The organism is Nocardia altamirensis NBRC 108246 (assembly GCF_001612685.1).
In the GTDB taxonomy this organism is placed as follows: Bacteria; Actinomycetota; Actinomycetes; order Mycobacteriales; family Mycobacteriaceae; genus Nocardia; species Nocardia altamirensis.
In genome coordinates this window covers 84,105-110,469 of sequence record NZ_BDAY01000021.1, presented here as the reverse complement: position 1 = coordinate 110,469, position 26,365 = coordinate 84,105, and the positions used below count along the sequence as shown (strand labels likewise).

The window sequence follows — 26,365 nt, the reverse complement described above, 5'->3', positions numbered from 1 at the left end:
CGCCCCGGTCAAACCCGCCGCCACCACGGCGGTATCGGAGGGCGGCTCGTCCGCGTCGCGTCGAGTCGCCTGGCTGGCGGCGTGCCGAGCGGCCCTGAGGACAGCCTCGTCGCGGTTACCACTCATCGTGCACCTCGCTGGCGCTCGGCTCCGGCATCAGCGCCGGGGCAGCTGTCTTCGTTGGTCGCGCACTACGCTCACCCATGCCCGCACCCGCAGGCCGTTGACGTCGCTCGCGCACTCATCGGGCCGCCGAAACCTCGGTCGCGGCGGTGAGATCGACTGCGCCCTGCGCCTTTCCGTCCAACGCGAGCAGCAGGTCGGCGACGAACTGCAGCAGCACGACGTCGCGCACCCGGTCCGCGCCGACGCTGTCCTCGACCCGTGGCAACGGCAGCGAGATGACGCCGCTGGCGGCGCGGTACCCCGCACTCGGGTAGATGCGCTTGAGGCGCAGCTGCTTGGAGTCGGGCAGGTGCAACGGCGACACCTTGAGTGTGGTTCCGGTGACCGCGATTTCGGTGACCTCGTATTCGCGGGCGAGCAGCCGCAGCTTCGCGACCGAGACCAGTCGGCCGACCTCGATCGGCAGTGGCCCGTACCGGTCGACGAGCTCCTCGACCACCGAGGCCAGGGTCGAATCGTCTTGGGCGGAGGCGAGTTTGCGGTACGCCTCCAGCCGGAGCCGATCGCTGGCGATGTAGTCGGGCGGGATGTGCGCGTCGACCGGCAGATCGATGCGCACCTCCTTCGGCTCCTCGGTGGTGATCGGCCTGCCGTCGGCGGCCGCGCGATACGCCTCGACCGCCTCGCCGACCAACCGGACGTAGAGATCGAAACCGACGCCGGCGACGTGGCCGGACTGCTCGGCGCCGAGCACGTTACCGGCGCCACGGATTTCGAGGTCCTTCATCGCCACCGCCATGCCTGCGCCGAGATCGGAGTTCTGCGCGATGGTGGCCAGCCGGTCGTAGGCGGTCTCGGTGAGCGGCTTTTCCGGCGGGTAGAGGAAGTAGGCGTAGCCACGTTCCCTGCTGCGCCCGACCCGCCCGCGCAGCTGGTGCAGCTGCGAAAGACCAAGCGCGTCAGCACGTTCCACGACCAGGGTGTTCGCGTTGGAGATGTCGAGGCCGGTCTCGATGATGGTGGTGCAGACGAGCACGTCGAATTCGCGCTCCCAGAAGCCTTCCACGGTGGATTCGAGGGTGTCCTCGTTCATCTGGCCGTGCGCGACGGCGATCCGCGCCTCCGGAACCAGGTCGCGAATCCGCTTGGCCGCCTTGTCGATCGAGGACACCCGGTTGTGCACGTAGAAGATCTGGCCGTCGCGCAGCAGCTCACGCCGGATGGCGGCGGTGACCTGCTTGTCGTTGTAGGCGCCGACGTAGGTGAGCACCGGGTGCCGCTCCTCGGGCGGGGTGAGGATGGTCGACATCTCGCGGATGCCTGCCAGGCTCATCTCCAGGGTGCGCGGGATCGGCGTCGCGGACATGGTCAGCACGTCGACGTGGGTGCGCAGCGCCTTGATGTGTTCCTTGTGCTCGACGCCGAAGCGCTGCTCCTCGTCGACAACGACGAGACCGAGGTCCTTCCAGCGCACCCCGGTCTGCAACAGCCGGTGCGTGCCGACCACGATGTCGACGCTGCCGTCGGCCATCCCCTCCAGCACCTGCCTGGCATCGGCCGGGTCGGTGAACCGGGACAGGCCCTTCACGGTGATCGGGAAGCCTGCGACGCGTTCGGTGAAGGTCTGCAGATGTTGTTGCGCGAGCAGGGTTGTCGGCACCAGCACGACGACCTGCTTGCCGTCCTGCACCGCCTTGAACGCGGCGCGCACCGCGATCTCGGTCTTGCCGTAGCCGACGTCGCCACACACCACCCGGTCCATCGGCACCGGCTTCTCCATGTCCGACTTGACCTCGGCGATGGCGGTCATCTGATCGACGGTCTCGGTGAACGCGAACGCGTCCTCCATCTCTTGCTGCCACGGCGTGTCCGGACCGAAGGCATGGCCTGGCGCCGCCTGGCGCGCGGCGTACAGCTGCACCAGTTCGCCCGCGATCTCGCGGACGGCCTTGCGCGCCTTGCGTTTCGTGTTGGCCCAGTCGGAGCCGCCGAGCTTGGACAGGCTCGGCATCTCGCCGCCGACATAGCGGGACAGCTGATCGAGCGACTCCATCGGCACGAAAAGCCGGTCGCCTGGCTGACCACGCTTGCCCGGCGCGTATTCGATGACGAGGTATTCCCGGCGCGCGCCGCCGACGGTGCGCTCGATCATCTCGACGAAGCGCCCGATGCCGTGCTGGTCGTGCACCACCATGTCGCCCGCGTTCAACGCGAGCGGGTCGACCTGGTTGCGACGTTTGGCGGGCAGCCGCTTGCCCTCGCCCGGCGCGGTGACCCGGTTGCCGGTGAGATCGGATTCGGCGACAATCACCAGCCCGGCGTCGTCGAACACCAGTCCGTCGTGCAGCGAACCGCACAGCACGCCGACGACACCGTTGGCCGGTTCGGCCCCGGTCTCCAGCGCGGCGGCCGGCACCTCGGCGTCGGCCAGTCGTTCCAGAACGCGTTGTGCCGTACCGTGTCCGGCGACGACGACCACGGCGCGACCGCCGGTGGCCACGTGCGCGCGCAGCGAGGCGAAGATCGTCGCGACCAGCTCATCGGAACCGCGCGCGGTCGGCCCGGCCAGCACCGGGAGCACCACCTCGGTGGCGGCGCCCGAGGTGAGCGGGCTCAGCGTCCACCACGGCAGGCCCTGCTGGTTCGCGCTCTCGTGCACGGCGGGCAGCGCTCGATAGCCCGACGCGGCCAGATCGAGGCCGTGCGCGCCGAGCGGTGCCGCGGCCCCGAACGACGCGGCGGTCCAGGATGCTTCCAGGAACTCCTCACCGGTGCGCACCAGATCGGCAGCGCGCGTACGGATCTTCTCCGGATCGCACAGCAGCACATGGGTTTCCTCGGGCAGCACCTCGGTGAGCAGGCGCAGCTCGCCGGGCTGCAACACCGGAAGCAGCGCCTCCATGCCGTCCACCGGAACGCCGTTGGCCAGCTTCTCCAGCATCTCGACCAGGGCGGCATCGGCCGCGTTGTCGAGCGCGACCTCGGCGGCGCGCTCGCGCACGGCGGCGGTGAGCAGCAGCTCGCGACACGGCGGCGCGACAACCACCTCGACCGACACCTCGCTCAGCGAGCGCTGATCGGCGACGGCGAACGGCCGCAATTCGGTGACCTCGTCACCCCAGAACTCCACGCGCACCGGATGATCGGCGGTCGGCGGGAACAGGTCGAGGATGCCGCCGCGCACCGCGAACTCGCCGCGCTTGCCGACCATGTCGACCCGGGTGTAGGCGAATTCGACCAGCCGCGTGAGCAATTCGTCGAAGTCGAACTCGGCGCCGACGCGAAGCACGACCGGCTCGATGTCGCCGAGCCCGCCGGCCATCGGCTGCATCAGCGAGCGCACGGTGGTCACGACCACCCGTAGCGGCTCGGGAAACACCGGGTCCTCGGGGTGCGCCAGCCTGCGCAGGACTTCGAGTCTGCGACCGACCGTGTCCGCGCCCGGCGACAACCGTTCGTGCGGCAGCGTTTCCCAGGACGGGAACTGCGCGACCGCCGCGCCGAGTATCTCCTCCAACTCGACGGTCAGATCGTCCGCTTCCCTGCCCGTCGCGGTGACCACGACGAGCGGCTGCTTCGCGGCGATCGTCGCGGCAACGAACGGCCGCACCGCGGACGGTCCGACCAGCTCGACCGACGTCTTCCCGACCAGGTCGGCGACGGTCCGCAAGGCGGCGTCGGCACCGGCGACCGCCGCCAGTCCCACCAGCGGTGGACGAAGGGTCGACATGAACAACTCCTGAGCTCAAGCGGCTGATTCGAGCGGCAGGCCGAGTCTAGTTCGTGCCGCCGACAACCCGAGCTTGGGCTGTACCGACTGCTACGGCACGTAGCGGCGTAATCGGCGGGCGGCGAACTCGCGGAAGTAGGCGAGCTTCTCCTCGGGAACGATCGAGGGCAGCAGGAAGTACCAGACGCGTTCCATCCTGGTCGCCATCTGATCGATCGACTCGGTGCCGACGGCGATGATGTGCACGCCCGCGGTCATCTCCTGCAGCAGCATGCCGATCACGTCGGCATCCAGCTCCGGCTGCAAATCGCCCTGGGCGATGGCTCTTTCGGAGAGAACGCGGTAGGTGTCGCCCCAGGTCTTCGCGATGTTGTCGCCTTGGGCGCCGCGATAGTCACCGATCTGGTGGGTCAGCTTGAGCATCGCACCGACCATCGGATCGTTCATCGATAGATCGGCCACCACATAGGTGATTCCGATACACGCTTCCAGCGCAGGCACTCGAGGGTCGAAGAAGCCCTGACACGAGCTGACCAACCGCTCGTTGCCCTGGTCGACGACCGCGCGCGCCAGCTCTTCCTTCGAACCGAAGTGAAAGTACAAGGCGCCCTTGGTCACATTGGACTGCGCGATGATCTCGCTCAGACTCGCGTTCGCGTAACCCAAGCGCAGAAAGACATCGGCAGCGCCCGCAAGAACGGAGTCGCGGGTGATCTCCGCGCGCGCTTGCCTAGCCATCAGATCCGCCTGTCATCCTAAAAACCAGCCATCCTGAAGTAGACCGACATCACGAAGTAGACCGACTTACCGCCCGAACAGCACCCAAAGGATGGGTGAACCGTACCATCAGGTGCCCGTCCGGCAGCCAATTCGAGCATTCGACCGGACCCACTTCGCAATTCGCTGGTTAACACGCTGAGTCACTCCCCCGTACCGGCGCGCCACTCCGAGCTGAGTTGCGGGTCGGCTTCCAGATGACTCAGCCCGTTCCAGCACAGATTCACCAAATGGGCCGCGACAACCTCTTTCGACGGTTTGCGCTCGTCCAACCACCAGGTGGCCGCGGTCGCCACCTGCCCGACCAACGCCTGGGCGTAGAGCGTGGTGAGGCTGGTGTCGAAGCCGCGGCGCTCGAAATCCCCGGCAAGGATGTGCGCTACCTGGTTCGTTGCCTCGTTGAGCAGGCTCGAGTAGCGCCCCTCCGCGGCGGCGGCAGGCTGATCGCGGACCAGAATTCGGAACCCGTCGGTCCGTTCCTCGATGTAGGTCAGCAGCGCGAGCGCAACCTGTTCGAGCCGAATCCTGGAGCGATTCTGGGTGAGCGAGGACACGATCATGTCGAGCAACATCGACATCTCGCGGTCGACCACGACCGCGTACAACCCCTCTTTGCCGCCGAAGTGTTCGTACACCACAGGTTTGGAGACCTGGGCCCGCTGGGCAATCTCTTCGATCGAGGTGGCGTCATAGCCACGCTCGGCGAACAGCGCGCGACCGATCTCGATCAGCTGCTGCCGTCGCTGCGTCCCGGTCATCCGCGGACGGGAAACCCGGGCCGGTTCACTCGCTGACAACGCCCTCCCGCCTCCCTTCGCTGGACCATCCGGTCCCCTAACTGTTCCAGACACCCGGTCAGAACGCCCCGTCAACCCCGGGCGAGCCGTCAAACATCTCCGAACCGCATCCAGTGAGCACGCAAAACACAGTTCGCCACCCCGAGTTCCCACTCGAACTTCTCTGTTCTCCTTGTCTCTATCTCTTCGCAACCCGACAACAGATCTCGCACGAACATGGGTAACTCACCGGGCACGGGCTAACTCACCGAGCACCTCACCGCCGGTCGCCAACGTCACAGTCGCGGCACCCGAATCTGGCCAAAAACCGCGGAGAGGCGGAACAGAATCGCGGAGAAGCGGGACTATGTGCGAGGATCTGTCCCGTGCCGTTTGGCGCAGCGGCGGGTGATCCCGATCCGCCGGTGTGGCAATCCGCCGTGGTGTAATGGCAGCACCTCTGATTTTGGTTCAGATAGTTCAGGTTCGAGTCCTGGCGGCGGAGCTCGGCAGCACGATGACTATCGTTGGCCCGCACATCTGCGCCCAGCACAGTAGAGCCCCAGACGATGACAGGCAGCCGAGGGAGATCCATGCCACAGCAGACCGCCGTCGTCGTTCTCGCAGCAGGTGCCGGGACACGAATGCGGTCGAAGACCCCCAAGGTGCTGCATTCGCTGGCCGGCCGGAGCATGCTCGCGCACGCGCTGCATGCGGCAAACGAGATCGACCCCGCCTATCTGATCACCGTGATCGGGCACGACCGGGAACAGGTCGGCGCCGCGGCCAACGCGGTCGCCACCGACCTCGGCCGTGAGATCACCCCCGCCATCCAGGAGGAGCAGCTCGGCACCGGTCACGCGGTGCAGTGCGCGCTTGCCGCCTTGCCGGTCGGCTTCACCGGCGATCTGCTCGTCACCTCCGCCGATGTGCCGCTGCTCGACGGGCACACCCTGTCCGCGCTGCTCGACGAACACCGCAGCTACTCCGAACGTTCCGCGGTCACCGTGCTGACCTTCGTGCCCGACGACCCGAACGGCTACGGCCGGATCATCAGGGACGCCGAGGGGCACGTGGTCGAGATTGTCGAGCACGCCGACGCCACACCTGCCCAGGCGGCGATCACCGAGGTCAACTCGGGTGTGTACGCGTTCGACGCGGCCGTGCTGCGCACCATGATCAGCCGACTGTCCACGGCAAACGCCCAGCACGAGCTATATCTGACCGACGTGCTGCGGCTGGCCCGCGAGGCCGGACACCCGGTGCACGGCGCAAGGCTCGTCGATGCCGCCAAGGTCACCGGCGTCAACGACCGGGTCCAGTTGGCCAATGCGACGAACACGCTCAACCGCTACATCCTGGAACGGCACATGCGCGCGGGCGTCACCATCATCGACCCGGCGTCCACTTGGGTGGACGCGAGCGTGCGGATCAGCAGGGACGCCGTGATCCGCCCCGGCGTTCAGTTGCTCGGCGACACCGTGATCGGCGAGGACGCCGAGATCGGGCCGGACAGCACGCTGACCGACGTGGTCGTCGGCGACGGCGCGAAGGTGGTGCGCACGCACGGCGAGGGCGCGATGATCGGGCCTGGCGCGAGCATCGGCCCCTACAGCTACCTGCGGCCGGGCACCATTGTCGGCAACTCCGGCAAGCTCGGCGCCTTCGTCGAAACGAAGAATGCCTCGATCGGCGCGCACTCCAAAGTGCCGCATCTGACCTATGTCGGCGACGCGACCATCGGCGAGTACAGCAACATCGGCGCTTCGAGTGTTTTCGTGAATTACGACGGGGTGGCCAAACACCACACCACCGTCGGCTCGCATGTGCGCACCGGCAGCGACACCATGTTCGTCGCACCTGTCACGGTGGGTGACGGTGCGTATACGGCGGCGGGTACTGTACTGCGCAGAAGCGTTCCGCCGGGAGCGCTCGCGATTACCGGCGGTCCGCAGAAGAACATTGAGGGCTGGGTGCAGCGACACCGTCCAGGGACGGCCGCGGCGCGCGCGGCGGCGGAAGCCATCGCGGCCAAGGAATTGTCGGGGCAGGCAATCGAGCAAAAGGATGGCAAACAGTAGTGACCGCGTCATGGATCGACAACCAGAAGAACCTGATGCTCTTCTCGGGACGCGCTCATCCTGAGCTGGCCGAGCAGGTAGCCAAGGAACTCGACGTCCACGTCACGCCGCAGACCGCGCGCGATTTCGCCAACGGCGAGATCTTCGTCCGGTTCGAGGAGTCGGTCCGCGGCTCCGATGCGTTCGTGCTGCAGAGTTTCCCCGCGCCGCTGAACCAGTGGTTGATGGAGCAGCTCATCATGATCGACGCGCTCAAGCGCGGTTCGGCGAAGCGGATCACCGCCGTGCTGCCGTTCTACCCGTACGCCCGCCAGGACAAGAAGCACCGCGGCCGCGAGCCGATCTCGGCCCGCCTGGTCGCCGACCTGCTCAAGACCGCTGGTGCGGATCGCATCATCACCGTCGACCTGCACACCGACCAGATCCAGGGCTTCTTCGACGGCCCCGTCGATCACATGCACGCGCAGCTGCAGCTCGCCGAGTACGTCCGCACCAACTACTCCCTCCACAACATCACCGTGGTGTCCCCCGACTCCGGCCGTGTGCGCGTCGCCGAGAAGTGGGCCGACTCGCTCGGCGGTTCGCCGCTGGCGTTCATCCACAAGACCCGTGATCCGCTGGTGCCCAACCAGGTCAAGTCGAACCGCGTTGTCGGTGAGGTCGAGGGCCGCACCTGCATCCTGATCGACGACATGATCGACACCGGTGGCACCATCGCCGGCGCCGTCAAGGTGCTCAAAGACGCGGGTGCGGGCGATGTCGTCATCGCCGCAACGCACGGTGTGCTGAGCGACCCGGCCGCGGAGCGGCTCGCCTCCTGCGGCGCCAAGGAGGTCGTGGTCACCAACACGCTGCCGATCACCGAAGAGAAGAAGTTCCCGCAGCTGACGGTGCTGTCGATCGCGCCGCTGCTGGCCCGCACCATCCGCGAGGTCTTCGAAAACGGTTCGGTCACCGGCCTTTTCAACGGCAACGCGTAGGAACGCTCCCCCGCCTCTCCGGGATTTCTGGCCAGACCTAGGTGCCGCAACAGTCGCGTTGGCGTCCGGCGGTGAGATAGTGGGGACGCTAGCCCGTACCCGGTGAGTTACCCATGTGCTCACGAAATCAGAGATTGCGTAGAAAGGCCGCCCAGACTTTGGTCAGGGCGGCCTTTCGCTTGCGCGGGGTCCGTTAGTTGTGGCGGTGCGCGGGGATACTGAGGGTATGGACCGTGAACCGTTGGACACTGACCTAGGCGACGACGAGCAGGCCGACGAGATCCGCGCGTATCAGCGCAACGTCGAGGATCCGCCGGATGACCTGCGGATTCGGTATCACGAGAACGACGATGACGGCAGGCTCGGGATCGGCGACGAGCTGGCCCAGGAGTGGACGGCGCGCGGTCAGCGCGCCGAGGACGCGGAAGACGACGAGCGGCCCGCCGAAGTGGCGGCCATGGACATCGTCGACGATTCGGATCTTTGAGCCGCGCCGCCTAGCGCAATCCGCTATCACCGCTCGCGCGGCGTGGTACGCATAACGGGAGCATTCGGACATTGTTCGTCCGTTGGCGACCCGGGGACGACGCGAATGCGGGGCTGCACAGAGGTAGCGACCCGACGATCCGAGGGAGGGCGCGATGAGTACGCCGCACGATCCGAAGTCCACCGGCGGTGCACCGGAACCTGCGGACGCGGAGTCCGCGGCATCGTCGGGCGCTTCCCTGCGCAAGGAACCCGCTGCGCCACCGTCTGGCGCGGCACCTTCCCTCTCGAAAGATGCTGGTGCGGCCCAGTCTTCGAGTCAGTCCGATACCCCGCCGCCCGCGCAGGCCGGTGCATGGTGGGAGCCGTCCGATGCACCCGTCGGGCCGCTGGGCGGGACCGCCTCGGATTCCGGATCATCTGCAGGCAACCAGCCGGGCGTGCATCCTCCGGGTAGCCAACAGCAGTGGGGCACACCGCAACCCGCGCCACCCGGCGGCCAGCAGTGGGGCGCGCAACAGCAGTCCCCGTACCCGCCCTACCCCGGCGGCAGCCAGCCGCAGGACGCGACCAGCCCACCGCAGTATCCGCAGGGCGGAATCTACAACTATCCCGGCTACGGCGAGCCGCAAAGCCCGCCCCCAGGCCAATACGGGGCGTACCCGCAACAGCCCTACCAGCCGTACGCCAACCCGCCCCACCCGTCCGGTTCCCAGGTGTACTCGATCATCGGACTCGTCTGCGGCATCATCGCGGTCCTGTTCTGCCCCATCCTGTTCGGCCCCGCAGGCATCATTCTCGGCGTCATCGGCCACCGAAAGGGCGAACCACTCGGCAAATGGGCCGCGATCGTCTCAGGCGTCTGCATGGTCCTAGGCCTCATCGTCGGGTTCCTCATCTTCAACGGCGACCTGACCACGTAGCGATGTCTAATTAAACTAGACATTTCAAGCGTAGAATGTCTACATGAATGCAACATCGCAACATGCGCCGATCTACGCGATACCAGCGCTGACCAGCGAAGATGAAGTTGTGCTCGGTGAGATCCACCAGATGCGCAAAGAGTTGCGTCACATGCTGCGAACCCCGAAACGCTGGGAGGGCGGGCTGCGACGATCGGCCTTGGCCAAAGCCATCCAAGGGTCCAACAGCATCGAGGGCTACAACGTCGAAGAAGACGACGCAGCGGCAGCTATCGACGGAGACGAACCGCTCAGTGCCGACCAGCAGACCTTTCTCGAGATCCAGGGCTACCAACGGGCGTTGGATTATGTCCTGGCCGTAGGTGATGACAAGCAGACGACATTCTCGGCGGCAGAGTTGCGGGCCATGCATTTCATGCTCTTGCAACACGAGCCCGCGAAATCGCCTGGGCGATACCGGCAAGGGCCCATCTATGTGCATGACGCCAAGACGGACTCGACCGTGTACGAGGGTCCAGACTTCCAAGCCGTGCCTGCATTGATGGAATCGCTGGTGGAATCACTGCAGGAAAACGCAGGCCACGATCCACTCGTCCGGTCGGCGATGGCACATCTGAACTTGGTGATGATTCACCCATTCCGCGACGGAAACGGGCGCATGGCAAGGGCGTTGGCCACGCTGGTGCTGACCAGATCGGATATCGGCGAGCCGACCTTTTCCAGCATCGAGGAGTGGCTCGGAGCCAATACCGAGGACTACTACGCCGCCCTGGCGTTGACCGGCCGAGGTCATTGGGCGCCGCGTGCTGACGCACAGCTCTGGATATCGTTCAATCTGCGGGCACACCACATGCAGGCACAGACCGTGGCGCAGCGCATCGTCGAGGCGAACCGCACCTGGATCGGCCTCGACCAACTGACGGCGGACAACGCGCTGCCCGAACGGACCGTCGACATCATGTTCGACGCGGTACTCGGCTATCGGATCCGTCGGTCCGGGTACATAAAGCGGACCGGTATCGAGGGACATACGGCTACGCGAGACCTGGCGCAGCTGGCGGACTCAGGCGTTCTTGCGCCGCATGGCACCGGGCGCGGGCGCTTCTATACCGCCGGACAACCGTTGGTGGAATTGCGTACGAAGGTCCGATCCGAGCGAAGTCCACTCCGCGATCCCTACCCGTGGATGCGCCCGAAGCTGGCAGAACCAAGGGACAGTGGCCAAGCACGGTGACCTATCGACACTCGATCACTACGTAGCCCGCAACTCGATCAGCGGCGGCCGGAACAACCGGCGGTCCGAGGGAGTCGTAGCGTTGTCACCATGACCGGATTCAGTGGGTTCCCACTCGCGGGCCTGGATTTCTATGAGGACTTGGAAGCGGACAACTCGAAGGCGTTTTGGAATGCGCACAAGGAGGTCTATGAGTCTGCGGTGCGGGGGCCGATGGTTGCGTTGACCGCTGGGTTGGAGTCGGAGTTTGGTCCGGCCAAGATCTTTCGGCCCTATCGTGACGTGCGGTTCTCCAAGGACAAGGTGCCGTACAAGACGGCGCAGGGGGCCGTGGTGCGCGCGGCGGAAGGGGTCGGCTGGTATGTGCAGATCGGGGCGGCTGGGCTGTTCATCGGCGGCGGATTCTATCAGGGTTCGCCCGCGCAGATCGCGCAGTTGCGCGCCACCATCGCCGACGAGGTGCGCGGGCCTGAGCTCGAGGCCATCCTCGCCAAGCTCACCAAGGCGGGCTACACCATCGACGGGGAGAAGCTGAAGACCAAGCCCAAGGGCTATGAGGCCGACCATCCGCGGATCGACCTGCTTCGGCACAAATCCCTGCGCTGCGGCAAGGAGATCGGTGCCCCGGCGTGGCTCGATACGCCGCGGACGGCCAAGGAAGTGCGTGCCGCCTGGGAGACGATGCGACCGCTGATCGAATGGCTGGCCGCCGTGGTCAGCGGTTCCGGGGCACTGGGCGCCAGCCGCTAGCGGCCCCAAGCCCCCGGAATGGGCTTCGACACCGGTCAACCGCACGGGCGGGCGTCGTCCAGCCGCCGCGGTTATGCTCCCCTGGATCCGAGAGCTCGAGAGAAAGGCGTCGTCGTGTTGGGGGTGGGCCAGACATTCGCCGACTATCTGATCGAAGACGTGCTCGGCCAAGGTGGGATGGGCACCGTCTATCGGGCCAGGCATCCACGCCTCCCGCGATTGGTCGCGCTCAAGTTGCTGCACCGCGCGGTGTCCCAGGACGAGGAACTGCGGCGGCGTTTCGTGCAGGAAGCCAATGTGGTCGCCCGCCTGGAGCATCCGGGCGTCGTCGGCATCTATGACCGCGGCACCCACGACGGGCATCTGTGGATCTCCATGCAGTACATCGCGGGCACCGACGCGGCTCGCCTCGAGCAGCGCGCGGCGCCGCCGGGGCATATCGTGCAGATCATCGCCGAGACGGCCGACGCCCTCGATTACGCGCACAGCCAGGGCGTTTTGCACCGCGACATCAAACCGGCGAATATCCTGCTCGCCCCGTCACATTCCGGTCGCGCACCACGGGCCGTGCTCACCGACTTCGGCATCGCCCGACTACTCGAGTCCGATACGAAGCTGACCGCCACCGGAACCTTCACCGCCACGCTCGCCTACGCCTCACCCGAACAACTCTCCGGCGAGCCGATCGATCACCGCGCCGACCAATATTCGCTCGCCTGCACGCTGTACACCCTGCTGGCTGGGCAAACACCGTTCCCGTCGACCAACCCTGGCCAGATCATCACCGGTCATCTCGCGAAGCCGGTGCCCCGGCTCAGCGAAAGCCGACCTGATCTGCCGCCACCGCTCGACGATGTAATCGCCCGCGCGATGGCCAAGCAGCGTCAGGACAGGTTCGCCACCTGCCGTGAATTCGCCGCAGCCGCGACGTCAGCCCTGCACGGCCAACGCGTCGCGCTCGGCGCTCGGCTCGCACCTACGGCATTGAACTCTCGACCGGCTCCGGGCTCGCCGACACCGCAGCCCGCTCCAGCACGGCGGGCCGCCCCGCCCGCACAACCGGATCCGACGCGGCGCGACGGCTCGCCCCTATCCACCGCGCAACCCGGCCCGGCGCAGCGCGGCGGTTCGCCCGTAGCTACCGCACAACCGGATCCGGCGCAGCGCGGCGGCTCGTCTTTGCCTACCGCACAACCAGATCCGGCACAGCGCGGCGGCTCGCCCCTATCCACCGCACAACCAGATCCGACGCGGCGCGACAGCTCGTCTGTGTCCGGCGCACAACCGGATCCGACCAGGCGCGGCGGCTCGTCCGTTTCTACCGCACAACCGGATCCGGCACAGCGCGGCGGCCCGTCCTACCCACCCATGCGGCCGGTCACGACGCGGCCACCTTCGGGCCGCGCTGCCCGAACCGGCGCCTTCCTCGCCGCGATCCTCAGCCTGTTTGCCGCGTATCGCGCCGTCACCGCGCTACGCGAGATCGCAACCTGGCGTAGGTATTACGGATCGTTCGACCTCACCAGTGAACTGGTCTTCATCGCGGTGATCGCCGCCGCCCTGGCGCTGCTGCTGTTCTGCGGATCCGTCGCGCTGTTCGCCCGACGACCCGTCGGCAGGCTCGCCATCGCTGCCAGCACCGGCATCCTGTCACTGGCTGCCCTCGGAGCTACGGCTCGGCATATCGTCGATTTCGGCCTGCACGACCAGGATTACTACGCCTTCTATGCCGCGGTGCTGATCCTCTCGCTGATCACCTTCGCGATCGTGGTCTCACCCGCCACCGCCCGCTGGCTCGCCCAGCGCCGCTCCGGCCGCCGATAACCACCGGCTCGGAGAGACGTGCCGCGCGGACCGGTCGGGCACGATTATGATCCCCGGGCATAGGGGAGTCGAGAGGAAGGCGTTCTCGTGTTGGGGGTGGGCCAGACATTCGCCGAGTATCTGATCGAAGACGTGCTCGGCCAGGGCGGAATGGGCACCGTCTATCGAGCCAGGCATCCGCGTCTGCCCCGACTGGTTGCGCTGAAACTACTGCACCGCGCGGTGTCTCAGGACGAAGAGCTGCGGCGGCGCTTCATCCGAGAGGCCAATGTCGTTGCCCGCCTGGAACATCCAGGGATAGTCGGAATATACGATCGCGGCACCCACGACGGCCACCTGTGGATCTCCATGCAGTACATCGCAGGCACCGACGCGACGCGCCTCGACCACCACTCGACATCGCCAGCCCACGTCGTGCAGATCATCGCCGACACCGCCGACGCCCTCGACTACGCACACAGCCAGGGCGTACTGCACCGCGACATCAAACCAGCCAACATCCTGCTCGCCCCATCACATTCCGGACGCGCACCACGGGCCGTGCTCACCGACTTCGGCATCGCCCGACTACTCGAATCCGACACCAAACTCACCGCCACCGGAACCTTCACCGCCACCCTCGCCTACGCCTCACCCGAACAACTCTCCGGCGAACCGATCGATCACCGCGCCGACCAATATTCGCTCGCCTGCACGCTGTACACCCTGCTGGCGGGACAAACACCGTTCCCATCGACCAACCCCGGCCAGATCATCACCGGACATCTCACCAAACCCGTCCCACGCCTGAGCGAAAGTCGACCCGACCTACCGCCACCACTCGACGACGTCATCGCCCGCGCGATGGCCAAACAACGTCAGGACAGGTTCACCACCTGTAGCGAATTCGCCGCAGCCGCAACAGCAGCCCTGCACGGCCAGTCCGCGCTCGGCGCTCGATCGGCACCGACGGTACTCAACTCGCCACCAGCGCCGAGCCCGCCGCAGGCACCCGATCCGTGGCGTCGTGTCTCCCCGACCCTGCACAACCCACAGCCAGATCGCCACACCGGCGAATCGATGTACCTGGAACCGATGTCCCCGGTCTCACTGGCCCCTTCGCTGCCGCCAAGGGGCCGTGGCGCGAAATTCGCTGCCGTCCTTTCGCTGATACTCGGCTTGATCGCCGTGATCCCTACCGTAACTGCAGTTTTCGGGCTGATAGTCGGGCATGGTCAGGCCTTCGACGACACCGTCGGGTTGATCGCGGGCGGGTTGATTTCAGGGTCGCTCGCGGTGCTACTCATCGGCGGGTCCATTGCCCTGTTGGCCCGAAAGCGCCTCGGACGGTGGGCAGTCGCGCTCGGTTCCGGAATCGTCTCGTTCGGTGCGGTTGCCCTTGTCGCCCAAGGCCTGGTCAGCGCTGACCAGGCCATCCTGGCGATCGCCACCCCGGTGGCGCTGGTGTCCCTGACCGTGCTGTGGAATATGTTCTCGCCCTCGACAATCCGCTGGCTAGAACACGGTCGTTCCGCACGCAGGTAGCTACTCAGCTACGCGCCGCGAGGACGAGAGCGAATCGGTCGTCGGGGTCGGTCCACACCTGCTCGGTCTCGAAGCCTGCGGCGGCCAGCTCCGCGGCCAGGCCGTCGACCCGGAATTTGGCCGAGATCTCGGTGCGCAGCTGCTCGCCGCGGGCGAATTGCACGGTGAGATCCAGGTCGCGCACCGAAACGGTCATGTCTTCGGTGGCCGCCAACCGCATTTCGATCCATTCGTGCTCCGCGTCCCACAGCGCGATGTGCTCGAACTTCTCCGGCGCGAAGTCGGCGTCGAGGCGGGAGTTCAACACGTGCAGCACATTTCGGTTGAACTCGGCGGTGACGCCTGCCGCGTCGTCGTAGGCGGGGACCAGGACCGCCGGGTCGATGACCAGTCCTGCGCCGAGCAGCAGCTGCTCACCCGGTTCGAGCACGTCGTAGATGCTGCCGAGGAATTCGGCACGCTCGGCGGGAATCAGGTTGCCGATGGTGCCGCCGAGGAAGGCGATCATCCTGCGCCCGCCGCCGGGCAGGTTGTGCAGGGTATCGGTGAAGTCGCTGACCACACCGTGCACGGCGAGACCGGGGAACTCGGCCGCGATCTCGTCGGCCGCGGCGCGCAACGCCGAGGACGAGACATCCTGGGGCACATAGGTCTTCAACGGCCCCTCGGAGGTCAGTGCGGTGAGCAGCAGCCGCGTCTTGGCCGCGGAGCCCGCACCGAGCTCGACGAGCACCTCGGCCTGGGCGACCCTGGCGATCTCGCCGACCACCCGCTCCAGCAGTGCGCGTTCGGTGCGCGTCGGGTAGTACTCGGGGAGCTCGGTGATCTGCTCGAACAGCTCACTGCCGCGCGCGTCGTAGAACCACTTGGGCGGCAGCCACTTCGGATCCGCGGTGAGGCCGAGCCTGGCGTCCGCGCGCAGTGCCGAGGTGAGGTCGTCGTCGGATAGGTGGATCTCCAGCGTCGGTGCGGTCATAGCGATGGGCCTTTCGTGCCGTTGGTCAAGGGGTCGATGGTGAGCCGCCCGGGGCGGGCGGTCACCAGACTGCGGTCGGGAATCGACTGCCACTGCGGATCGTCGTCGTAGGGTTCGGAGGCGAGCACGGCAACGGTGTCGGTGACCAGGGCGGACAGCGAGTGGTACACCGTTGTCGCCCAGAGGGTTTCGCCGTCGCCGAGCAGGAGGTTCAGCCGCGCCGCCGGCGCGTGCCGGAGCACGGTGGAGGCCAGCAGGCCGAGGGCGGCCGCGGGCGATTCGAGGAAACCACCCGGCTCGACGCCTGCCAGCAACTGCCGCAACAACACCCAGAGCGTTGCGGCGTCGGTGGGCGCCTCCGCGTCGAGCAGCCGGATGGTCTCCAGCAGCCTGGTCGCGCCGGAATAGGTCGCGGCGGTGTCCAAGTCTGACGACACCGCGGACAGCACCGGTCGCCAGTTCGGCACCACCCCGTTGTGACTGAACGCCCAGCGGTCGGCGGTGAACGGCGCACACGCGGCCCGCTCGATCGGCATGCCGACGGTGGCGGACCGGATCGAGCCGAGCACTGCGGTCGAATGCAGTTGCGGCAGCACCTCTTCCACCGCGGGGTCGGTCCAGATCGGCGCGGCATTGCGGTAGCGGCTGGCTACCCCGTCCCGCCACCAGGCCACCCCGAACCCGTCGGCATTGATGGTGCCGCCGCCGCGCATGTCGTTCGGCGCCCACGCCTGGGTGCGCAGCGCATGTGTGCCGGCCGTGAGCAGGTCACCGACGCCGACGGCCGGGCCGAGGTACCCGAGATGCCTGCACATCAGCCCTCCCCCTCGACCAGATCCCTGGCGAGCCGGAAGCCGGCGAAGATCTGCCGCCGGATCGGGTGATCCCAGTTGCGGAAGGTGCTGCGGCAGGCGACCGGATCGGTGCCGAAGGAACCGCCGCGCAACACGCGATAGTCGCCGCCGAAGAAGACCTCGGAGTACTCCCGGTAGGGGAAGGCGCGGAAACCCGGGTACGGCTCGAAACCCGAAGCCGTCCACTCCCATACGTCGCCGATGAGCTGATGCACACCCGCAGGCGTCGCACCCGCCGGATAGGCGCCGACGTCGGCCGGTTCCAGGTGGCGCTGACCGAGATTCGCGGTGGTGTCGTCGGGTTCTGTTTCACCCCACGGGAATCGGCGCACCGCACCGGTGGCGGGGTCGTGCGTGGTGGCCTTCTCCCATTCGGCCTCGGTGGGTAGCCGCTTGCCCGCCCAGTTCGCGTAGGCCTCGGCTTCGAACCAGCAGACGTGCACCACCGGCTGATGGGGGCGCAGCGGGGTCAGCACGCCGAAGACTCGGCGCCACCAGTTGCCTGAGGAATCACGCTCCCAGAACTGCGGAGCGACCAGGCCTGCCTCCTGCCGATGCGCCCAGCCGTGGGTGGACCACAGCTCGGGGCGGTCGTAGCCACCGTCATCGAGGAAGGCCAGGTATTGCGCATTGGTCACCGGTGCGGCGTCGATCGCGAAGCCGGGCAACCGCACGCGGTGTGCGGTGCGCTCGTTGTCGAGCGCCCACGGGTCGGTGCTGGTGCCCATGGTGAATTCGCCTGCGGGAATGACGACTTCACCGGTGACGGGCGCGGCGACGGTCGGAACGGCGAGCCCGGTCAGCACCGGCGCGCCGGTGCGCAGCTGGTGGGTGGCCAGCATGGTCTCGTCGTGTTGCTGTTCGTGCTGGGCGATCATGCCGAAGGCGAAGCCGCCGTCGATCAGCGGCGATCCGCGTAACTCACTGCGGTCGAGCACATCCCAGACCTTGTCGCGCACGGTGCCGACGTAGCCACGTGCCTGGGTCGGGTCGAGCAGCGGCAGGGTCGGACGATTCGCGCGCGCATGCTTGAACGCGTCGTACAGCTCGTCGATGTCGGCACGGATCGGTTCCCGGCCGCCGACGTCGCGGACCAGCCACAGTTCTTCCTGATTGCCGATATGCGCGAGATCCCAGACCAGTGGGCTCATCAGCCGCGAATGCTGCGCGGTCAGTTCGGCTTCGTCCATGCCGTCGGTGAGGGTGAGGGTGCGCTGCCGCGCCCGCGTGAGCACGGCGGCGATCTGGTCGCGTAGGCGCTCGGTCGCGGAGTTGTCGGTGGCAGGCGAATGAATGGTCATGATAGGTCTCCGGTGGTTGTGCTTATCGGCTGCGGCCACGGCGCATCGTCCGATGCCAGGCCATGCCGAATCGGTGCGGCAGCATGCTGCTGATGTCCTCGGCCGAGGGGCCGACGACGGTGGTCGGCGCTGCGCCGACCGAGGCCTTTCACGAAGTGACTCCGGAACCGCCCGTCCCGTGCGCACCGGATTCCGCGGTGGGAATCCGGCCGTTGCGACATCGCTCGGCGGCGGCCTCGATCTCGCGTGCGGCGTCCGTGCCGCGTGCGTTGGCGGCGGCCAGGCTGAGCAGGTCCACGGCCACGGCACGAATGTCCAAGTCGGCGAGGCCGTATCGCGCGGCGTCGAGCCAGTGCCCGGCCAGCGGTGCGGCCAGCGCGGTCGCCTCGGCGATCACGGCACGGCTGGACAGCAGCGCGTCGAGGACATGGATGGGCACGGTCCAGCTGTCGCCGGGCTGGGCGTCGAGGTAGCGGACCTCCAGGTACCCGGACGCACGCACCGGCGGGAACAGCGTGGTCAGGTGATAGTCGAGATCATGGCGATCGGGCCTGCGGCCCACCTCGTCGTCGAGTGCGCCGGACAGCCAGTCCGCGAAGGTCGCCCCCGGCGGCGGCGACCAACTGAGGTCATGCCCCGCGCCGTTGCCGTTGGCGGGGCGCCCCTCGGTGTCGTCGGGTCTTCGGACGCACAGCAGCGGCACGTCGAGCGCCCACCGGCTGTAGCCGAGGATGGGATCCGGCCAATCCAGCAGCGGCGGGCGCGTCCTGGCATTGTCGAGCCGCAGCCAGGCCCGCATCCGCTGGGAGGCCCATGCGCCCGGCGGTGCGCTGTGCAGCACGGGCGAACAGGCGAAGGCGGCGAGCAGGGCCGGTCCCATGGCGTAGAGCGCGGTCCAGCGGGCGGTGACATCGGCGCGATCGGCGCCCGCATCGACGCTGACCTGGGTCGCGGCGGTGTTGCACATCATCAGCTTGCCGTAGGGGCCGATGCCGCCGAAGCTCTGTTCCATGGCGCGGTAGCGCGGCAGCTGGAGCAGGCGTTCGGGGTGGCGATCCGCGTCGGCGGCAGCGGAAACCATGCGGATGGATCGAGATTCGAGAAGGTCCCGCAAATAGCGGGCGTCGTCGCGGAGCGAGGAAGTCAGCTGCGCGGCATCAGCGAACGGTGCGCTGGATAGTTCGATTTGACCGCCGGGTTCGATGGTGACCCGGCTGCCCCCTGGCAACGCTAGCGCCGGAGAATCGGGGGCGATGGACCGTGGTGCGTGGGGTCCGAGGGCATCCGCCAGAGCAGTCAGCTGCGGACGCGGGGCGGCCGAGGGGCCTGACGCCGGACACTCACCCTGCACGGTGAGCCACTCGAGCTCGGCGCCGATCAGCGTGGGTGGGCCCTGCTTGAAGCAGACACCGCCGATATACGCCTCGGCGGCGGCCCGCGACCCTAGGTCTCCGTCGTGGATAACGCGACTGACCAGCTCTGAATGTTCCAGCGTGACCGCCATACCAACCTCCACCTGCTGTGCGAGCAACCGTGGCACCTGGTTGCCGTGGGTTCGTGTCCGCCGTGGTTCTTGTCCGCCGTTGTTCCGTTATCACCGTGTTGCCGTCCTGTGTCCGGCACACAGCGATTCATCCAGAGTAGCGAGACCGACCGACAAGAAATCGACAAGAAGTGATCTCGGCCGCCCCGATAGGGTCGGAACCATGCTGGATCAAGATCGTGTGCGAGCCGATACCCCAGGATGCGCGTCGGGTACCGACCCAGGACTGGTGTTCCTCGACAGCGCCGGTTCGTCGCTGCCTCCACAGGTGGTCCTCGACACCACCGTCAATCATCTGCGCCGGGAGGCCGAGGTCGGCGGCTACCGTGCCGCGAACGAACGCCTCGCCGATCTCGCCGCGGTGAAGACCTCGATCGGCACGCTGATCAACGCGGCGCCGACCAGTATCGCGCTGAGCGACAGCGCATCTCGGTCATGGACCGACTTCTTCTACTCGATCCCGCTTGCCGAGGGCGACCGCATCCTCATCTCCGAAGCCGACTACGCGAGCAACGCCATCGCGGCACTGCAGCGCGCCCGTGCCACCGGGGCCACGGTGGAGACGATCCCGAGCGACGGCAACGGACAGCTCGATCTCGACGCGTTGACCGCGCTGGTCGACGAACGGGTCAAGGTGGTGTCGGTGCTGCACGCACCAACCAACGGCGGCCTGGTGAACCCGGCCGCGGAGGCCACCCGTATCGCGCATTCGGTAGGTGCGCTGGTGTTGCTCGACGCCTGCCAGTCGACCGGGCAGCTCCCGATCGACGTTGCCGACCTCGACGTCGACGCGCTCTCGGCGACCGGACGCAAGTGGCTGCGTGGCCCGCGCGGCACCGGATTCCTTTACGTCCGGCCGGAATTGGCGGCAACGATGGAACCGCAGCGGCTCGATCTGCACAGCGCGGCATGGACCGGCCCCGACGAGTATCGGCTCGCACCGGATGCCGGTCGCTTCGAGTTCTGGGAGTGCGACGTGGCCGGGCGACTCGGGCTCGGCGCCGCCGTCGACTATCTGCTCGAGCTCGGCCCCGACAACGTCTACGCCGCCGTCGCCGCCCGTGCCGAGCACCTGCGCACACGCCTGCCGGAGATCGACGGGGTGACCGTGCGCGATCTCGGCGTCCGGCGCAGCGGCATCGTGTCGTTCACGGTGGCGGGCATCGACTCGATCGAGGTGCGCGATCGCCTTGCCGCACAAGACATCACGGTGACCGTGAGTCACGCGGGCTCGACCCTGCTCGACATGACATGGCGTGGACTCACCTCCGTGGTGCGCGCCTCGCCGCACTACTTCGTGAGCTTCGAGGAACTGGATCGTTTTGTCGCCGCGGTGGCCGCATTGCGTTGACCGCCAGGCCGACTCGGTCGCGCTACCGCGCCGTGGAACCGAATCCGTTCAGGCCAAGTGCAATTCGAGTTCGCGGTCGACCAGCGCGCGGATGTCGACCGATGGGCCGATCAGGTGCAGGCTGCGATTCGCGTAGAGCGTTGCGATGCCGTGCATGCTCGTCCACAGCGCGAACGCGCGGAACTCGGGATCGGGCACGCTTGGATGCGCCGCGGCGACCAGGCCCGCGAAGCGGCCGAACAGCGGCCGGGTGGTCGCACGCAGATTCTCGCCGGACCCCTCCAGCAGATCGTGCCGGAACATCAGGCCGAACATCTCCGGCCGCAGCCGGGCAAACTCGACGTACTCGATGCTCATGCGCGCCAAGCGATCCCGCGGGTCCGCCGCCTCGATCGCGGCGAACCGTTCGATCAGATCGGCGAACCCGCGCGCCGCGACGGCAGCGAGCAGCGCACGATGCGTCGGGAAGTGCCGCCGCGGCGCCCCATGGGAGACACCGGCGGCCCGCGTGATCGCGCGAAGTCCCAATTGCGCCGCGCCGACCTCTTCGAGTAGCTCGACGCCCACGTCGACCAGCCGCTCCCTGAGCGGTTCACGCTGATCCATGCAGATATTGTCTACGGCTGCCGTCCGAACTCCCCTCACTGGGTGTAGACACTGTCTACTCCGATGCGGTAGACAGTGTCTACACATTCACTCCGGGAGGTTTCACGTGTGGTACTGGCTCTTCAAGTATGTACTGGTCGGCCCAGCACTTCGGCTGCTCGGCAGGCCGGACATCGAAGGGCTCGACCAGGTTCCGCGTACCGGACCGGTGATCATCGCGGCCAACCATCTCGCGTTCATCGACTCGCTGTACCTGTGCCTGGTGCTGCCGCGGCGGGTCACCTTCCTGGCCAAGCAGGAGTACTTCACCGGCACCGGACTGCGCGGCCGCTGCCAGCGGTGGTTCTACACAGTGTCCGGCCAGGTGCCGGTCGACCGGACCGGCGGCAGCGCCGCGGCCGACGCACTCGCCGCAGCCACCCGGATTCTCGAATCCGGCGGCATCTGGGCCATCCATCCCGAGGGCACCCGCTCCCCGGACGGGCGCATCTACCGCGGCCGCACCGGCACCCTGCGCGTCGCGCTGGCGACCGGCGCCCCGTTGATCCCGGTCGCTATCTCCGGCACCGACCACGTCAATCCGCGCGGTAAACGACTGATGCGCTTCGGCAAGGTCCGCATCAGCTTCGGCGCCCCGCGCTACTACCTGCCCGTCGAGGCCGATGCTCGTGCCGTTGCCAGGACCGCAACCGATGAGCTCATGCGCGAGCTCGCCACCCGCACGGGCCGTCACTACGTCGACCATTACGCCGCCACTTTCCGCGGCTAGAAAAGGCGCATTCCGCCCGCTCCGTCCGGTATTCCGCGACACTCCAGCAAACCAAGACACGCGGGAAGGGGGTTAACGCCACGCCGGAATGGCGGGATAGTTGGTTGCAGGTCGGCAGGCGACCGACAGCAACGTGATGAGGGAGTCGACGTTGAGCAGGTTCACCGACGAGATGTATGCGACGGCGCAGGCGTCGACCCGGGGGCTGGTGACCGGCGAACCAGCTGCACCGCTGCGCCAGTCGTGGGGAGAAATCCATCGGATCGCGCGCAAGATGGCGGGCGGCCTTGCCGCGGCGGGCATCGGGCACGGTGATGCCGTCGGCGTGCTCGCGGGCATGCCGGTCGATATCGCGCCAGCCTGCCAGGCCATCTGGATGCGCGGCGCGTCGATCACCATGCTGCACCAGCCGACCCCGCGCACCGACCTGGTGGTCTGGGCCCGCGACACCGAGGCCGTGCTGACCATGATCGAGGCGCGCGCGGTGGTGCTCGGCGCCCCGTTCGAGGCGGCAGAGTCGTTGCTGCGCGAGCGCGGCATCACCGTGGTGCGCATCGACCAGCTGCGCGACGGCGCCGACACCGACCCGGTGCCGACCACCGAGGACGATATCGCCTTGCAGCAGTTGACCTCCGGATCGACCGGATCACCCAAGGCGGTGCGGATCACGCACGGCAACTTCTTCGTCAACGCGTACGCCATGTTCGACCGGGTGAAGTTCCAGCTCGACGACGACGTGATGATCAGCTGGCTGCCGCTGTTCCACGACATGGGCATGGTCGGATTCCTCAGCGTCCCCATGCAAATCGGCGCCGAGGTGGTGTGCGTGACGCCGCTGGACTTCCTGATGCGCCCGCTGCTGTGGGCCGACCTGATCGACAAGTATCGCGGCACCGTCACCGCCGCACCGAATTTCGCGTACTCGCTGCTGGCCCGCAGGTTGAAGCAGGCCGACGACGGCGCGTTCGACCTCAGCAGCGTCCGCTACATGTGGAACGGCGCCGAGCCGGTCGACCCGGACACGATGGAGACGCTTGCGCAGGCAGGCAAGCGCTTCGGGCTCAACCCGCTGGCGCTGACCCCGGTATATGGCATGGCCGAAACCACACTGGCCGTGTCGATCCCGGATCCAGGCCGGGGTCAGGTGCTCGACGTGATCGACGCCGACCTGCTCGACGCGCTCGGTAAGGCCGTTCCGGTACCCGACGAGCACGGGCACCCAGGCAACATCCGCAGGCTGCCGACGCTCGGCTATCTGGTCGACCATCTGGAGGGCCGGGTCGTCGACGCGGAGCGCCAGACATTACCGACCCGATCCGTCGGCCTCATCGAATTACGGGGCCCGGCGGTCACTTCCGGCTATGTCACGGTCGAAGGGTTCCGTCCGGCGCAGGACGCCGCAGGCTGGATCGACACCGGCGACATCGGGTACTTCACCGAGGAGGGCCTGATCGTGGTGTGCGGCCGGGTCAAGGACGTGATCATCATGGGCGGCCGCAACATCTACCCCACCGACATCGAACGCGCGGCCACCCGGGTGAAGGGGGTGCGGCCGGGCAACGCGGTGGCCGTGCGCCTGGACGCCGGGCAGAAGCGGGAAAGTTTCGCCGTGGTGGTGGAGAGCAACGACCATCAGAATCCCGAGGAGGTCAAGCGCATCGAGCGCGAGATCGTGCACGCGGTGTTCTCCGAGGTCGGCGCCAGGCCACGCACCGTCGCCATCCTCGGCCCCGGCGCACTCCCCAAGACCTCCTCAGGCAAGCTGCGCCGCGCGGCCACCGCCATCCACCTGCGCTGACGGACCGCGGCGATGAATTCGCGCCGCCGACATCGTCTGTACTGATATCCGAGAGAAGGAGATCAGTGATGCCCGAGCTCGAACCCGTTGCCGTCCTCAACCCGGAATTCAGCAGCGCAGGCGCCACCGCGCCCAGTTGGTCCTCGGTCGCCGAGGTGCTGTCCACCTCGGAGATGTTCTGGCTGTCCACCACTCGGCCCGACGGCAGGCCGCACGTGGCGCCGCTGCCCGCGATCTGGCACGACGGCAGCCTGCACTTCTGCACCGGCGGCAAGGAACAGAAGGCGGTGAACCTCGCGGCCGAGCCGCGGTGTGTGCTCAGCACCGGCACCAACACGATGAACGCGGGCCTGGACGTTGTGCTGGAGGGCACGGTAGCCCGCATCACCGATCCGGCGACGCTGCACGAGCTGTCCGCGCTGTGGAAAGCCAAGCTGGACTGGGACTTCGCCGTGGTCGACGGCGGTTTCAACGACGGAAGGGGCAACACAGCGCCGGTGTTCGCGATCGCCCCGGAGAAGGTGCTCGCCTTCGGCAAGGGCGAGCCGTTCAGCCAAACCCGTTACCAATTCAGCTGACTGGCCGACTCGACACCGAGAAACGATGCCTGCGTGGCGAATTCGCCACGCAGGCGCTCAATGCACCTGGTTCTGCGCGGTTTCCAGGCCGACGCGCAGCAGTAGTTCCACCGCGTCGGCGGCCTGCTCGACGATCACCGGCACCTCTTTGCGCTCCGGCGCCGCGAACGGCTTGAGCACATAGTCGGCGGGATCCTGCCGACCGGGCGGGCGGCCGATGCCGATCCTGGTCCGCAGATAGTCCTTCGTGGTGAGGGCGCTCGACACCGAGCGGAGCCCGTTGTGCCCGCCCTCGCCGCCGCCGCGCTTGAGCTTGATCTCGCCGAACGGCAGGTCGAGTTCGTCGTGCACGACGATCACCTCGGTCGGCGGCACCGAGAAGAACTTCGCGAGCGCGGCGACCGGGCGGCCGGACAGGTTCATGAAGGACCGCGGCTTGGCGATCAGCACCTGACGGCCGTCGAGCCGGGCCTGCAGCAGGTCGGCGCCGGACTTCTTGTGCACGGTAAAACGGCCGCCGACGCGCTCCGCGAGCACGTCGGCGACCAGAAACCCCACGTTGTGCCGGGTCCGCTCGTATTCGGCGCCTGGATTACCCAGTCCGACAACGAGCGCGGGCCCGGTGGATTCGGTCATCGAGATGAACCGATTCCGTAGTTCTTACTCGGCGCTCTCGGCGGCAGCCTCTTCCGCCTCGGCGGACGACTGCGGCGCGGCGATCACGTTGACGATCAGCGTCTCGGCGTCGATGTTCAGCGTGACGCCCTTCGGCAGCGGCAGCGAACCGGCGTTGATCTGGGTGCCGGCCTCGACGCCCTCGACCGAGACCTCGATGGACTCGGGGATGTTCATCGCGTCGGACTCGATGGAGATCGTGGTGACGTCCTGGGTGACCAGGGTGCCGGAGGCCGCGTCGCCGGTGATGATGATGTTGACGTCGGCGGTGACCTTCTCACCCTTCTTGATGATGAGCAGGTCGGCGTGCTCGATGTAGCGGCGAATCGGGTGCACCACAACGGATTTGGTCAGCGCGAGCTGCTTCTTGCCGTCGATGACGAGGTTGAGCACCGCGTTGGTGCCGTGCTCGCGCAGGATGGCGGAGAAGGCCTGGGCGTTGACCGACAGGTGCTGCGGGTCGGCCTGGTGGCCGTACAGGACGGCGGGAACGTTGCCGGCCCGACGGGTACGGCGGGCGGCACCCTTACCGAACTCGGTGCGGACGGCGGCTTCGAGAAGGTTGGCGTCGGACATGACTGGATCTACTCCCTACGGCTGTTCCGGGCTGTCAACAGTGCGCCAGGGACTGTTATCCGCCCTGGCTAGGTTGGTCTACTCGTCGGGCGAAGAACAAACGAGGACGGCCGGAAGCCGAGCCGCG

General features: G+C 67.3%; 22 protein-coding genes and 1 tRNA gene. 13 read left to right on the top strand and 10 right to left on the bottom strand.

Annotated features, from left to right (window positions below):
* Positions 1 to 241: 241 nt before the first annotated feature.
* The 3 genes from mfd to NA11_RS14225 form a co-directional block, all read right to left on the bottom strand.
* Entirely contained in the window at positions 242 to 3,856 is a 3,615-nt protein-coding gene (mfd, locus tag NA11_RS14235; protein WP_069162335.1) for a transcription-repair coupling factor, read from the bottom strand.
* 90 nt (positions 3,857 to 3,946) lie between these two features.
* Positions 3,947 to 4,594 (bottom strand): TetR family transcriptional regulator, encoded by a 648-nt coding sequence (locus NA11_RS14230; RefSeq protein WP_069162334.1) that lies wholly within the window; start codon positions 4,592 to 4,594, stop codon positions 3,947 to 3,949.
* 182 nt (positions 4,595 to 4,776) lie between these two features.
* Positions 4,777 to 5,391 carry a TetR/AcrR family transcriptional regulator gene (locus NA11_RS14225; RefSeq protein WP_069162333.1) on the bottom strand — a complete coding sequence of 205 codons (615 nt, stop codon included), beginning with the start codon at positions 5,389 to 5,391 and terminating at the stop codon, positions 4,777 to 4,779.
* A 452-nt stretch (positions 5,392 to 5,843) separates the two neighbouring features.
* Here NA11_RS14225 and NA11_RS14220 point away from each other — a divergent pair.
* From NA11_RS14220 to NA11_RS14180, 9 genes are all read left to right on the top strand, one after another.
* A tRNA-Gln gene (locus NA11_RS14220) sits at positions 5,844 to 5,914 on the top strand.
* Between the two features lie 88 nt (positions 5,915 to 6,002).
* Positions 6,003 to 7,490, top strand: coding sequence for a bifunctional UDP-N-acetylglucosamine diphosphorylase/glucosamine-1-phosphate N-acetyltransferase GlmU (gene glmU, locus NA11_RS14215; protein WP_069162332.1), 1,488 nt, complete (start codon positions 6,003 to 6,005; stop codon positions 7,488 to 7,490).
* Positions 7,490 to 8,470: a ribose-phosphate diphosphokinase gene (locus NA11_RS14210; RefSeq protein WP_069162331.1), complete on the top strand. Its 981-nt coding sequence runs from the start codon at positions 7,490 to 7,492 to the stop codon at positions 8,468 to 8,470. Before glmU ends, NA11_RS14210 begins: the two co-directional genes overlap by 1 nt.
* 226 nt (positions 8,471 to 8,696) lie before the next feature.
* Positions 8,697 to 8,957, top strand: a complete 261-nt coding sequence (locus tag NA11_RS14205) for a hypothetical protein (RefSeq protein ID WP_069162330.1) — start codon at positions 8,697 to 8,699, stop codon at positions 8,955 to 8,957.
* Positions 8,958 to 9,111: 154 nt separating this feature from the next.
* A complete protein-coding gene (locus NA11_RS46295; protein ID WP_218023297.1) occupies positions 9,112 to 9,879 on the top strand; it encodes a DUF308 domain-containing protein in 768 nt (255 codons plus the stop codon).
* 43 nt (positions 9,880 to 9,922) lie between these two features.
* Positions 9,923 to 11,113, top strand: coding sequence for a Fic family protein (locus NA11_RS14195; RefSeq protein WP_069162329.1), 1,191 nt, complete (start codon positions 9,923 to 9,925; stop codon positions 11,111 to 11,113).
* A gap of 90 nt (positions 11,114 to 11,203) precedes the next feature.
* The gene (locus NA11_RS14190; RefSeq protein ID WP_069162328.1) at positions 11,204 to 11,863 is read left to right on the top strand and encodes a DUF2461 domain-containing protein; all 660 of its coding nucleotides are present in this window, start codon (positions 11,204 to 11,206) and stop codon (positions 11,861 to 11,863) included.
* 114 nt (positions 11,864 to 11,977) lie between these two features.
* Positions 11,978 to 13,687: a serine/threonine-protein kinase gene (locus tag NA11_RS14185; RefSeq protein WP_084654609.1), complete on the top strand. Its 1,710-nt coding sequence runs from the start codon at positions 11,978 to 11,980 to the stop codon at positions 13,685 to 13,687.
* 96 nt (positions 13,688 to 13,783) lie between these two features.
* Entirely contained in the window at positions 13,784 to 15,211 is a 1,428-nt protein-coding gene (locus NA11_RS14180; protein WP_069162326.1) for a serine/threonine-protein kinase, read from the top strand.
* A gap of 4 nt (positions 15,212 to 15,215) precedes the next feature.
* Here NA11_RS14180 and egtD read toward each other — a convergent pair whose 3' ends face one another.
* The 4 genes from egtD to egtA form a co-directional block, all read right to left on the bottom strand.
* Positions 15,216 to 16,187: an L-histidine N(alpha)-methyltransferase gene (gene egtD / locus NA11_RS14175; protein ID WP_069162325.1), complete on the bottom strand. Its 972-nt coding sequence runs from the start codon at positions 16,185 to 16,187 to the stop codon at positions 15,216 to 15,218.
* On the bottom strand, positions 16,184 to 17,002 hold the full coding sequence (egtC, locus tag NA11_RS14170) for an ergothioneine biosynthesis protein EgtC (protein WP_069162324.1): 819 nt from the start codon (positions 17,000 to 17,002) through the stop codon (positions 16,184 to 16,186). Before egtC ends, egtD begins: the two co-directional genes overlap by 4 nt.
* Entirely contained in the window at positions 17,002 to 18,342 is a 1,341-nt protein-coding gene (gene egtB / locus NA11_RS14165) for an ergothioneine biosynthesis protein EgtB (RefSeq protein WP_069162323.1), read from the bottom strand. The genes egtC and egtB overlap by 1 nt, the downstream gene beginning before the upstream one ends.
* 148 nt (positions 18,343 to 18,490) lie before the next feature.
* Positions 18,491 to 19,846 carry an ergothioneine biosynthesis glutamate--cysteine ligase EgtA gene (gene egtA, locus NA11_RS14160; RefSeq protein ID WP_084654607.1) on the bottom strand — a complete coding sequence of 452 codons (1,356 nt, stop codon included), beginning with the start codon at positions 19,844 to 19,846 and terminating at the stop codon, positions 18,491 to 18,493.
* A gap of 202 nt (positions 19,847 to 20,048) precedes the next feature.
* On the opposite strand from egtA, the gene NA11_RS14155 reads away from it, so the two are divergent.
* Complete coding sequence (locus NA11_RS14155) at positions 20,049 to 21,236, top strand: aminotransferase class V-fold PLP-dependent enzyme (protein WP_069162322.1); 1,188 nt, start codon at positions 20,049 to 20,051, stop codon at positions 21,234 to 21,236.
* A gap of 48 nt (positions 21,237 to 21,284) precedes the next feature.
* Here the strand turns inward: NA11_RS14155 and NA11_RS14150 are convergent, their stop codons facing one another.
* Positions 21,285 to 21,842 carry a TetR/AcrR family transcriptional regulator gene (locus NA11_RS14150; protein WP_069162321.1) on the bottom strand — a complete coding sequence of 186 codons (558 nt, stop codon included), beginning with the start codon at positions 21,840 to 21,842 and terminating at the stop codon, positions 21,285 to 21,287.
* Positions 21,843 to 21,948: 106 nt separating this feature from the next.
* Here NA11_RS14150 and NA11_RS14145 point away from each other — a divergent pair, with 106 nt between their 5' ends.
* The 3 genes from NA11_RS14145 (at position 21,949) to NA11_RS14135 (ending at position 24,987) form a co-directional block, all read left to right on the top strand.
* On the top strand, positions 21,949 to 22,611 hold the full coding sequence (locus tag NA11_RS14145; protein ID WP_069162320.1) for a lysophospholipid acyltransferase family protein: 663 nt from the start codon (positions 21,949 to 21,951) through the stop codon (positions 22,609 to 22,611).
* Positions 22,612 to 22,762: 151 nt separating this feature from the next.
* Positions 22,763 to 24,409 (top strand): fatty acyl-AMP ligase, encoded by a 1,647-nt coding sequence (locus NA11_RS14140; RefSeq protein ID WP_069162319.1) that lies wholly within the window; start codon positions 22,763 to 22,765, stop codon positions 24,407 to 24,409.
* Positions 24,410 to 24,477: 68 nt separating this feature from the next.
* On the top strand, positions 24,478 to 24,987 hold the full coding sequence (locus NA11_RS14135) for a pyridoxamine 5'-phosphate oxidase family protein (protein WP_069162318.1): 510 nt from the start codon (positions 24,478 to 24,480) through the stop codon (positions 24,985 to 24,987).
* A gap of 57 nt (positions 24,988 to 25,044) precedes the next feature.
* Here NA11_RS14135 and pth read toward each other — a convergent pair whose 3' ends face one another.
* Both pth and NA11_RS14125 read right to left on the bottom strand, forming a co-directional pair.
* Positions 25,045 to 25,623, bottom strand: coding sequence for an aminoacyl-tRNA hydrolase (gene pth / locus NA11_RS14130; RefSeq protein WP_069162317.1), 579 nt, complete (start codon positions 25,621 to 25,623; stop codon positions 25,045 to 25,047).
* Between the two features lie 24 nt (positions 25,624 to 25,647).
* A complete protein-coding gene (locus tag NA11_RS14125; protein WP_069162316.1) occupies positions 25,648 to 26,238 on the bottom strand; it encodes a 50S ribosomal protein L25/general stress protein Ctc in 591 nt (196 codons plus the stop codon).
* Positions 26,239 to 26,365 lie beyond the last annotated feature (127 nt).

Bases quoted from the DNA above. Each gene is read 5' to 3' on its own strand.
- mfd (WP_069162335.1), bottom strand. From the start codon at position 3,856: ATGTCGACCCTTCGTCCACCGCTGGTGGGACTGGCGGCGGTCGCCGGT.
- NA11_RS14230 (WP_069162334.1), bottom strand. From the start codon at position 4,594: ATGGCTAGGCAAGCGCGCGCGGAGATCACCCGCGACTCCGTTCTTGCG.
- NA11_RS14225 (WP_069162333.1), bottom strand. From the start codon at position 5,391: ATGACCGGGACGCAGCGACGGCAGCAGCTGATCGAGATCGGTCGCGCG.
- glmU (WP_069162332.1), top strand. From the start codon at position 6,003: ATGCCACAGCAGACCGCCGTCGTCGTTCTCGCAGCAGGTGCCGGGACA.
- NA11_RS14205 (WP_069162330.1), top strand. From the start codon at position 8,697: ATGGACCGTGAACCGTTGGACACTGACCTAGGCGACGACGAGCAGGCC.
- NA11_RS46295 (WP_218023297.1), top strand. From the start codon at position 9,112: ATGAGTACGCCGCACGATCCGAAGTCCACCGGCGGTGCACCGGAACCT.
- NA11_RS14195 (WP_069162329.1), top strand. From the start codon at position 9,923: ATGAATGCAACATCGCAACATGCGCCGATCTACGCGATACCAGCGCTG.
- NA11_RS14190 (WP_069162328.1), top strand. From the start codon at position 11,204: ATGACCGGATTCAGTGGGTTCCCACTCGCGGGCCTGGATTTCTATGAG.
- egtD (WP_069162325.1), bottom strand. From the start codon at position 16,187: ATGACCGCACCGACGCTGGAGATCCACCTATCCGACGACGACCTCACC.
- egtC (WP_069162324.1), bottom strand. From the start codon at position 17,002: ATGTGCAGGCATCTCGGGTACCTCGGCCCGGCCGTCGGCGTCGGTGAC.
- egtB (WP_069162323.1), bottom strand. From the start codon at position 18,342: ATGACCATTCATTCGCCTGCCACCGACAACTCCGCGACCGAGCGCCTA.
- egtA (WP_084654607.1), bottom strand. From the start codon at position 19,846: ATGGCGGTCACGCTGGAACATTCAGAGCTGGTCAGTCGCGTTATCCAC.
- NA11_RS14155 (WP_069162322.1), top strand. From the start codon at position 20,049: ATGCTGGATCAAGATCGTGTGCGAGCCGATACCCCAGGATGCGCGTCG.
- NA11_RS14150 (WP_069162321.1), bottom strand. From the start codon at position 21,842: ATGGATCAGCGTGAACCGCTCAGGGAGCGGCTGGTCGACGTGGGCGTC.
- NA11_RS14135 (WP_069162318.1), top strand. From the start codon at position 24,478: ATGCCCGAGCTCGAACCCGTTGCCGTCCTCAACCCGGAATTCAGCAGC.
- pth (WP_069162317.1), bottom strand. From the start codon at position 25,623: ATGACCGAATCCACCGGGCCCGCGCTCGTTGTCGGACTGGGTAATCCA.
- NA11_RS14125 (WP_069162316.1), bottom strand. From the start codon at position 26,238: ATGTCCGACGCCAACCTTCTCGAAGCCGCCGTCCGCACCGAGTTCGGT.